Consider the following 9,153-nt stretch of genomic DNA (forward strand, 5'->3'; position numbering starts at 1 on the left):
GTTCATGCGGGCGCAGTGCGCAGCCGCGCCCAAAGCCGCCCGGCACGCTCGGGCCAGTCGCCTGCGGCCTCTTGCGCGAGGGCCTCGGCGGCGCGCGCCTGCTCCAGCCCCATGCCTTGCGCCTCGGCGAGCGCGAACGCGCGCTGCAGCAGCGGCACGCCCTCGGCATGGCGCTGCTGCAGGCAGGCGCGCTGGCCTTGCAGTCGCGCGCGCAGGATTGCAGCCGGCGCGAACAGACGCACCTGCCGCCCGAGCGCCGGTTCGAACTCGGCCCAGGCGGCGTCGGCGACGTCGGTGCGCTCGCCGCGCTGCGCCGCATGGCGCTGCAGCGCCAGCAGGGTGTCGCCGAGGGCGGCGTAACCTTCGTGGCCCCACCAGCCGCAGCGCATGCGGGCCGACGACGCGACGCCGGTGCGCACCGCGGCCCAGGCCGCGTCGACGTCGCCACGCCGCCATGCCAGCCGCGCCGCCAGCCCATGGCGGCGCAGCGTGTACGCGGCGTCGATGTTCTCGATCTCGGTCATCGCGTCGGCGGCGCGTCGGTACTGCCGCTGCAGCGTGTGGTCGTCGACGCCGAGGCACAGGCCGATCTCGACCAAGCCCACCGGGCCCCAGGCGCGCCAGGCGTCGCCCGGGCGGGCCAGCGCGATCTCGGCGAGCTGCGCGAAGCGTGCATGCGCCTCCGCGAGCCGGCCCTGGAAGAACAGCAGCTTGCCGGCGAGCGCGCGCACCCCCAGCTCGTAGCGCCGCGCGTGCCAGCGTCCGTAGGCGTCGGCGACCGCGTCGAGGCGCGCGACGAGCCCGCGCCAGTCGCCGAGCTGCATCAGGATCATGCCCTGCGCGTACTCGGCCATCGCGTGTTCGAGCCCTCCGACCGGTCGCTCCAGGCGCTGCGCGCGGCGGTGTGCCCGGCGCATCAGCCCGAGCCGGCCGGCGCCGCCCAGCGCCATCGCCGTCCACAGGCGCCGCAGCGTCGCACCCGCGCCGAGGCGCCGCAGCAGCCAGGTGTTGACCAGCCAGTGTCGCGTCCAGGGTTGCGGGTCGGGGAAGAACGCGAGCATCTCGCCGAAGCCGCCGCCGCTGCGCAACATCAGCGCGGCGAAAGCGTCGCGCGCGGGGCCCGCCGCCGGCCAGTCGCGCAGCGTCGCCACCCGCAGCGCGGCGGTGGCCAGCCCGGCCCACGGCGCGCTCTCGATGTGCTCCGGGGCCATTCCCAGCGTCGCGTAGGCGTGCCGGTAGTCGCGCAGCGCGGCGCGCGAGTCGCCGGCGCCCATCAGGCTCTCGGCGCGCCGAAGCGTCCAGGCGACGGCCAGCCAAGGCGGCAGGTCGGTGCGCGTCAGCGCGCGCGTGAACAGCGCCGCAGCCTCGGCCTGGCGGTCGGCGGCCTCGAGCGCCAGCGCGGCGCGGTCGACCCACGGTGCGAGCTGCGGTGGCGGCAGTCGCTCGCAGGCGCGCGCCGCCGCGTCGGCCAGCGTCGACGCGGTACCAATGCTGGCGGCAACGACGGCCGCGGCACGCGAGCGTGTCGCATCGTCGACGTCGGCGAGGCCGCCGAAGGCCGGCACCACGGGCAGCACCTCGTCGAGCCGGCGCACCAGCGCGTCGAGCACCCCAGGTTCGAGCGCAGCGCAGGGTGGCTGCGCGCGCAGGATGCGTCGCTGCAGCGGGTGCAGCGCCAGCCGCTGCACGCCGGGCGTGGCGTCGATCGTCGCCTCGGACGACGCGTCGACGGCCAACCAGCAGTGCGTGCGCAGCGTCGCGAGCGCCTGCGCGTCGACGCCCACCGTCTCGGCGAGCGCGGCGTCGACGCCCGCAGGCAAGCACGCCAGCCGCAGCGCGGCGTCGCGCGCCGCGTCGCCCAGCCGCGCCCACGACTCGGCGAGCACCTGCTCGACGCTGCGGTGGCGTGCGTCGGCGGCATCGGTGTCGGCCGGCAGTCGACCCCGGTCGAGCTGCGCGAGCACGGTGTCGACGCCGGCGTCGCAGGCCCGGCGCGCAGCCAGCTCCAGCGCCAGCGGCAGGCCGCCGAGCTGGCGGCACAGCCGCGCGATCGCCGCGCCCTGCGCGGCGGCCTCGAAGCGCGGCTGCAGCCGCCGCGCCGTCGCCACGAACAACGCCGCGGCGTCCGACGAACACGGGTCGTCGGCGTGCCGGGGTTGGGTCGCGAGTCCGTCGAGCGGCAGGAGCCACTCGCGCGCATCGCCGATGCGGGTGCGCGACGTCGCCAGGACCTGCACGCCGGGTGCGCGCTCGCGCAGCGCCGGCGCCAGTTCGCGCGCCGCCGGCAGCGCCTCGAGCTCGTCGAGCACCAGCAGCAAGGCACCGGGCCGGTCGCGGTCGGCGCCGGTGCGCCCGGTCACGTGCTGCAGCAGCGTCGCCGCGTCGAGCAGCGCGCCGCCGGCATCGTCGCGCGCGCTGAGGTGCAGCACGCCGTGGCGGTGGCGCGCGGCACGCGCCGAGGCAGCACACAGCGCCAGCCGCGTCTTGCCCACACCGCCGAGCCCGACGATCGTCAACCAGCGGCACGACGGGTCGTCGAGGCGCTCGAGCAGCAGCGCGAGGTCGTCGTCGCGACCGATCAGCGCAAGTGCGGGATCCTGGGCGGGAGCGATGCGTGAGGCCATCGGCGCCGGGACGGTGGCCGCCGGCGGCGCAACGTCGGCGTGGATGCGCGTGTACAGCGCGTAGCAGTCGGCCGACGGGCGCGCACCCAGGCGCTCGAGCAGCGCCGCGCGGCAGGCCTCGTACTGGGCCAGGGCGGCAGTGCGTCGCCCGCGTGCGGCAAGCAGGCGCATCACCGCCATGTGCGCCGGTTCGTCGGCGTCGTCGAGTTCGAGCAGCGCGTGGGCGTGTTCCAGCGCCTCGTCGTGCCGGCCGCCGGCCTCGGCCTCGTCGAGCAGTGCGCGGCGAAGCGCCTGCGCGGCGTGCAGCGCGCGCCGGCGCGCTGTCGACAGCCAGGCCTCGAATCCGTCGGCGTCACCGACCTCGAAGCCGTCGAGCAGCGGGCCGCGCCACGCCGCCGCGGCCGCGATGCGCCGGCCGTGCGGCCACGGTGCCGACAGCGCCGACGTCAGTTCGTGCAGGTCCACGTGCAGCGGAACGCCAGGCGCGAAACCGACGCCGGCGCCGTCGACCGCGAGCACGCCGGGCAGCCAGCGCCGCAACCGGTACAGCGCGCCGCGCAGGTTGCCGCGCGCGGCGGCGTCGTCGAGCCCGCCCCACAGCAGCGTGGCCAGCCGCGCGCGCGGCAGTGGTCGGCCGGCTTCGGCGAGCAGGAACACGAGTGCCTGCTGCTTCGGCGCGAGCACGCGCGTCAACGCCTGGCCGTCGTGCTCGATGCGGCCGGGCCCGAGCAGCAGCACATGCAAACCCCGCATCGCGACCTCCGTGTCACGAGTGTGGCGCGCCGCGACGCTTGCCGCACGCGGCATCCGCGCCCGATGCACGCCCCGAACACGCGCCGCACACGCCCCGCACACGCCGCGCGCCGATCGTACGCCTCGGGCCGCCGCGCCGGACCGTGTGCGGGGCGGGCCGACCGCCGATTCCTCGCCAACGGAGAGCCTCATGTCCACCATCCACCGCAGCTCGATCCCCGCCGAAGCCGCGCCGCTCGCGCACGCGCTCGCCCGACTCGTCGGTCCGGCCGCCGCCGTCGCTGCGGCCCAGTGCCCCGACGCCCGCACGCACCGCGCCGCGGTGGCGCAGGTCGTGGCCCGACTGCGTGGCGGCGCAGCGCACGCGGCGCCAGCGGTCGCGGCGCCACCACGGCGGGACACCGCCGAAGCGGTCGCGCCGTAGGCACGGGCGGCGGGCCGCTCAGGCCGGCCGCGCGATCGACGCGGCCACCGCGTCCCACGTGGCATCGAAGCCCTCGGGCGTGAACCCCGCGCCCGAGGGCAGCCAGTCGGCGGTGCGCCCGCCGGCCAGCGTGTAGTGGCCGACGACGTCGAGGTGGTCGGCGCGCGCCACGTGCAGCGCGCGGCCGTGCAGCTGGCTCAGCGTCGGCACGACGCCGTCGTTCGTCGACGCCGTGACCTTGAAGCCCAGCGCACGGTCGAGCGCGCGCTGCGTCTCGGTGCCCGGCTTCGGGTACGGGTAACGCGGGTGCGGCCGGCCGGTCAGCGCGTGCAGCAGCCTGAACAGCGCGCGCAGCGCAACGTACTCGGGGTCGAGCAGATCCTTGCCGGCCAGGCGCTCGCGAGGACGGGGCACGCCGGCGACGATGCAGCCGTAGGCCACGCCGGGCCGGTCGGCCACCGCGGCGTCGAACAGCTCGATGCCCTCGGGCGTGAGCTGCAGCACCGCGCCCTGGTCGCGCTCGATCTGCCCGAGGTAGCGCCACAGCGGGTCGCTGCGGTCGAGGCGCACGTGGCGCAGCAGCTGCTCGGCGATGCGGTCGAGCGGGCCCTCGGGGCGGCCGAACCAGTCGTCCAGACGCGCGACCACCGACAGTGCACGCGCCGCGGCGACCACCGTGCCGCGCCCCTGGCTCGACGTCGCCAGCCCGCTGAGCAGCAGCAGCAACGTCTGGCCCTGCACGCTGACGAAGTGGTTGGCCAGCGGTGTGCCGTGGTGCGGCGTGGCCACCGAGGTCGCGCTGCGCGTGCGCTCGGCGATGCGCGCCGTGGCCGTGGCGTCGCCGAGGCGTGCCCCGGGCGCGAGCAGCATGCGCACGTCGAGCCCACCGGTCGAGTGGCCGACGAAATGCAGCTCGGTCGCCTGCAGTCCGCCGGCGCGCTGCACCTGGCGACGCAGCGCATCGGCGCGCCGCGGGATCGACGCCGTGGGCTGCGTGCGGCAGCGCACGATGCGGGCGTCGACGCCGCGGCGGCGCAGTGCCGCGCGCAGCGTGTGCTCGACACGTTCGAAGTAGCTCACGGCGCCGACCGACGTGAAGCCGAAGAACCCGGGCACCAGGAGCACGAGGCGGCGCTGCATCGGCGCATTGTGCGTGGCCGTCGGGGGCCTGCCGGCGGCGCGCGCGCCGGCGCCGAATCTGCGCGGGCGTTGACGTGGCGCAACGCGAGGGCCGCGCCGCTGCGGGTGTTCCCGATGCCGCGCGCTGCGCGGTGCCCGGACACTGCGTGTCCGCGCCGGCCACGCCGGCGCCACCGCCACAGCCACCTTCGCACCGAGGAGACCCGCGCCATGAGCATGCAGACCAAGTTCCTGCTCGAAGAGCACCAGATGCCGAAGTACTGGTACAACATCCAGGCCGACCTGCCGAAGCCGTTGCCGCCGGTGCTGCATCCGGGCACGCTCAAGCCGATCGGCCCCGACGACCTGGCGCCGCTGTTCCCGATGGCGCTGATCGCGCAGGAGGTGTCGACCGAGCGCGAGATCGAGATCCCCGAACCGGTGCGCGAGGTGTTCCGCCTGTGGCGCCCGAGCCCGCTGTACCGCGCGCACCGCCTGGAGAAGGCGCTGGGCACGCCGGCGCGCATCTTCTACAAGTACGAGGGCGTCAGCCCGGCCGGCAGCCACAAGCCGAACACGGCGGTGCCGCAGGCGTTCTACAACAAGGAAGCCGGCGTCAAGAAGCTGACGACCGAGACCGGCGCCGGCCAGTGGGGCACGTCGCTGGCGTTCGCCGGGTCGCTGTTCGGCATGGACGTGACGGTGTTCCAGGTGCGCGTGAGCTACGACCAGAAGCCGTACCGCCGCGCGGTGATGGAGACCTACGGTGCACGCTGCCTGCCGTCGCCGTCGACCGAAACCGAGTACGGCCGCGCGGTGCTGGCGCAGCGCCCCGACCACCCGGGCAGCCTGGGCATCGCGATCAGCGAGGCGGTGGAGATCGCCGCGCAGCGCGACGACACCAAGTACGCGCTCGGCTCGGTGCTCAACCACGTGCTGATGCACCAGACCATCATCGGCCTCGAAGCGATGGAGCAGATGCGCATGGCCGACGCCTGGCCCGACGTCGTGGTCGGCTGCACCGGCGGCGGCAGCAACTTCGCCGGCATCGCGTTCCCGTTCATCGGCCACGGCCTGCGCGGCGGCGCCAAGCCGCGCATCGTCGCCGTCGAGCCGGCGGCGTGCCCGTCGCTGACGCGCGGCAAGTACGCCTACGACTTCGGCGACACGGCGCACATGACGCCGCTGACGAAGATGCACACGCTGGGCAGCACCTTCACGCCGCCGCCGTTCCATGCCGGCGGCCTGCGCTACCACGGCATGGCGCCGCTGGTGTCGCACCTGAGGCAGCTCGGGTTGATCGAGGCCACCGCGTACACGCAGATCGAATGCTTCGCCGCCGGCGTCGCGTTCGCGCGCGCCGAGGGCATCGTGCCGGCGCCGGAGGCCAACCACGCGGTCAAGGGGGCGATCGAGGAGGCGCTGCGCTGCAAGCGCGAGGGCCGCGCCGACACCATCCTGTTCAACCTGTGCGGCCACGGCCACTTCGACATGGCGGCGTACCAGAAGTACTTCACCGGCGAGCTGACCGACGAGTCGTACGACGAGAAGGAGCTGGCGATGGCGCTGGCCGGGCTGCCGAGCGTGCCCGAGCCGGCGTGACCGTCAGCGCGTCGTCGAAGACGTGGCGGACGATGGTCAGGGCGAGGTGAACGCAACGCCAGGCCGCGTCCACGTCGTGCTGCGTCGGCGCCGCCGTTCACAGCACCAGCGCCGGCAGCCACGCCCACGCGAGCGGCCATGGCGCGGCGAAGGCGCACCGCGTCATGCGGGCGCGAACACCTCGAGCAGCCGGTCGAGCCCGCCCATGTCGATGGCCACGTGCGCCTGCGCGCGCACCTTCGGCTTCGCGCGGTAGGCCACGCTCAGTCCGACCGCGGCCATCATCTCGAGGTCGTTCGCGCCGTCGCCCACCGCGACCACCTGCGACGGCTCGTAGCCGTTGCGAAAGCAGGTCTCGAACACCGTCGCGCGCTTCATCGCGCCGTCGACGATGTCGCCCCAGTACTGGTCGACCAGCCGGCCGGTGAGCCGGCCGTCGGCGATTTCGAGCACGTTGCCGCGCGACCAGCCCAGGTTCAGCCGGCGGCGCACGCGATCGGTGAAGAAGGTGAAGCCGCCCGACACCAGCAGCGTGTCCAGTCCGGCTTCGCGGCAGGCCGCGACCAGCTCGTCGGCGCCGGGGTTGATCTGCAGCCGGTTGCGGTAGACCTGCTCGAGCACCTCGGCGGGCGCGCCCGCGAGCAGCGCGACGCGCTGGCGCAGGCTGTCCTTGTAGTCGGTGATCTCGCCGCGCATCGCGGCTTCGGTGATCGCCGCCACCTCGGCCTTTCGGCCGACGGCGTCGGCGATCTCGTCGACGCACTCGATGTTGATCAGCGTCGAGTCCATGTCGAACGCGATCAGCCGGTAGTCGGCGAGCCGCAGCGGCGGCGCGATGCCGCGGATGAACAACCCCGGGGTGAGTTCGCGTTCGATCGTCATGGCGGCCCGTCTGCCAAGGTCGACGGCGGGCGAGGATGTTAACCGCCGGCCGGCTTGAGCACGGCGGCCAGCACACGGATCTGCCGGCGCGTGTCGCCGCCCACGCGTTGCGCGACGCTGGCACTCGCGTCGTCGGCGGGGTAACCGGCGGTCGCCAGCCTGCGCTGCAGTTCGTCGGGGGTCGTGCCGGCGACCTGCGCGAGCACCGGCAGCGGCGCGGCGGCCAGCGCGCGCACGGGAGCGACGAAAGGCGGCTCGTCGCCACCGCCGACGGGCACGAAGCTCACGGCCAGCAGCAGCGCGAAGCCGGCGATCACCGCGCGCCCGACGCCGGTGGCGAGATGGCGTTTGACACCGGCCAGGTTGACGGTGGCGTGCAGCGCGACGCCGCCGAGCAACACCCAGCCCAGCCATTCGTGCACTACCTTGTTCAATCCGCTGTCGGCGTGGAAGAACATCAGCACGCCGGTGACGGCCGACAGCAGGAAGGCGCCCATGACCAGCGGCGTGGCCCATTCACGTTGCAGTTTCACGATCGAAGACCTCGTGGTGAGAGAACGCATCGACGATGCGCACGGCGCTTGTGCACCTCGTCAAGGCCACGTTGCCGGCGTGTAAAGCGGTTTGCGCCAGCGCAAACCGCACTCACGCCAGGGCCGGGCGGCGGCGTTCAGGCGGCGGCGGTCTCGGTGCGCGGCGTGCCGAGCGCACGCAGCACGTCGCGCACCATTTGCGCGCGCGCCGCCGGGTCGGGCAGCGGACGCTCGATGCGCAGCTTGTCGTTGCCGGCGAGCTTGATCGCGCGGTTCTTCTGCACCAGCTCGATGATCCTCATCGCGTCGACCGGCGGGTTCGGGCGGAACGTGACCACGATGACCTGCGGCCCGGCGTCGACCTTGACCACGCCGTAGGGCTTCGCCAGCACGCGCAGGCGGTGCGTGTCGAACAGCGTCTGCCCCTGCGCGGGCAGCTTGCCGAAGCGGTCGGTGACCTCCTCGAGCATCGCGTCGATCGCCTCGGGCTTGTCGGCGCTGGCCAGCCGCTTGTAGAGAGACAGCCGCACGTGCACGTCGCCGCAGTAGCTGTCGGGCAGCAGCGCGGGGGCGTGCAGGTTGATCTCGGTGCTGCCGAACACGCCCGACAGCGGACCCAGCAGGTCGGGTTCGCGCCCGGCCTTCAGCGCGCGCACCGCCTCGGCGAGCATCTCGTTGAACAGCTGGAAGCCGACTTCGTGCATGTTGCCGCTCTGGTGCTCGCCCAGCACCTCGCCGGCGCCGCGGATCTCGAGGTCGTGCATCGCCAGGTAGAAGCCGCTGCCCAGCTCCTCCATCTGCTGGATCGCGTCGAGCCGCTGCGCCGCGATCTTGCTCAGGCCTTCCAGGTCGGGCACCAGCAGGTAGGCGTAGGCCTGGTGGTGGCTGCGGCCGACGCGCCCGCGCAACTGGTGCAGCTGCGCCAGCCCGAACTTGTCGGCGCGGCTGATGACGATCGTGTTGGCGGTCGGCACGTCGATGCCGGTCTCGATGATCGTCGAGCACAGCAGCACGTTGTGGCGCTGCGCGACGAAGTCGCGCATCACGCGCTCGAGCTCGCGCTCGGGCATCTGGCCGTGCGCGACGCCGATGCGAGCCTCGGGCAGCAGCTCGGCGAGCTTGTCGCGGCGGTTGAGGATCGTCTCGACCTCGTTGTGCAGGGAGTACACCTGCCCGCCGCGCGTGGGTTCGCGCAGCACCCCCTCCCGGATCACGC

6 protein-coding genes are annotated in these 9,153 nt (G+C 74.1%); 1 reads left to right on the plus strand and 5 read right to left on the minus strand.

Features of this window, described 5'->3' with window-relative positions; translation table 11 throughout:
• Window positions 1-2 precede the first annotated feature (2 nt).
• Window positions 3-3,377 (minus strand): BTAD domain-containing putative transcriptional regulator, encoded by a 3,375-nt coding sequence (locus PKC53_RS12245; RefSeq protein ID WP_324428940.1) that lies wholly within the window; start codon window positions 3,375-3,377, stop codon window positions 3-5.
• Between the two features lie 442 nt (window positions 3,378-3,819).
• Window positions 3,820-4,941, minus strand: a complete 1,122-nt coding sequence (locus PKC53_RS12250; protein ID WP_324428942.1) for a hypothetical protein — start codon at window positions 4,939-4,941, stop codon at window positions 3,820-3,822.
• A gap of 210 nt (window positions 4,942-5,151) precedes the next feature.
• Here PKC53_RS12250 and PKC53_RS12255 point away from each other — a divergent pair, with 210 nt between their 5' ends.
• Window positions 5,152-6,522: a TrpB-like pyridoxal phosphate-dependent enzyme gene (locus PKC53_RS12255; protein ID WP_324428945.1), complete on the plus strand. Its 1,371-nt coding sequence runs from the start codon at window positions 5,152-5,154 to the stop codon at window positions 6,520-6,522.
• Window positions 6,523-6,684: 162 nt separating this feature from the next.
• On the opposite strand, the gene serB is transcribed toward PKC53_RS12255, so the two are convergent.
• The 3 genes from serB to PKC53_RS12270 form a co-directional block, all read right to left on the minus strand.
• On the minus strand, window positions 6,685-7,404 hold the full coding sequence (gene serB, locus PKC53_RS12260) for a phosphoserine phosphatase SerB (protein WP_324428947.1): 720 nt from the start codon (window positions 7,402-7,404) through the stop codon (window positions 6,685-6,687).
• 38 nt (window positions 7,405-7,442) lie between these two features.
• Complete coding sequence (locus tag PKC53_RS12265) at window positions 7,443-7,937, minus strand: DUF4405 domain-containing protein (protein WP_324428949.1); 495 nt, start codon at window positions 7,935-7,937, stop codon at window positions 7,443-7,445.
• Window positions 7,938-8,074: 137 nt separating this feature from the next.
• The coding region (locus PKC53_RS12270) for a TRCF domain-containing protein (protein WP_324428951.1) at window positions 8,075-9,153 on the minus strand (1,079 nt) is incomplete at its 5' end.

It is taken from the genome of Azohydromonas sp. (assembly GCF_035325925.1).
Taxonomy (GTDB): domain Bacteria; phylum Pseudomonadota; class Gammaproteobacteria; order Burkholderiales; family Burkholderiaceae_C; genus Calidifontimicrobium.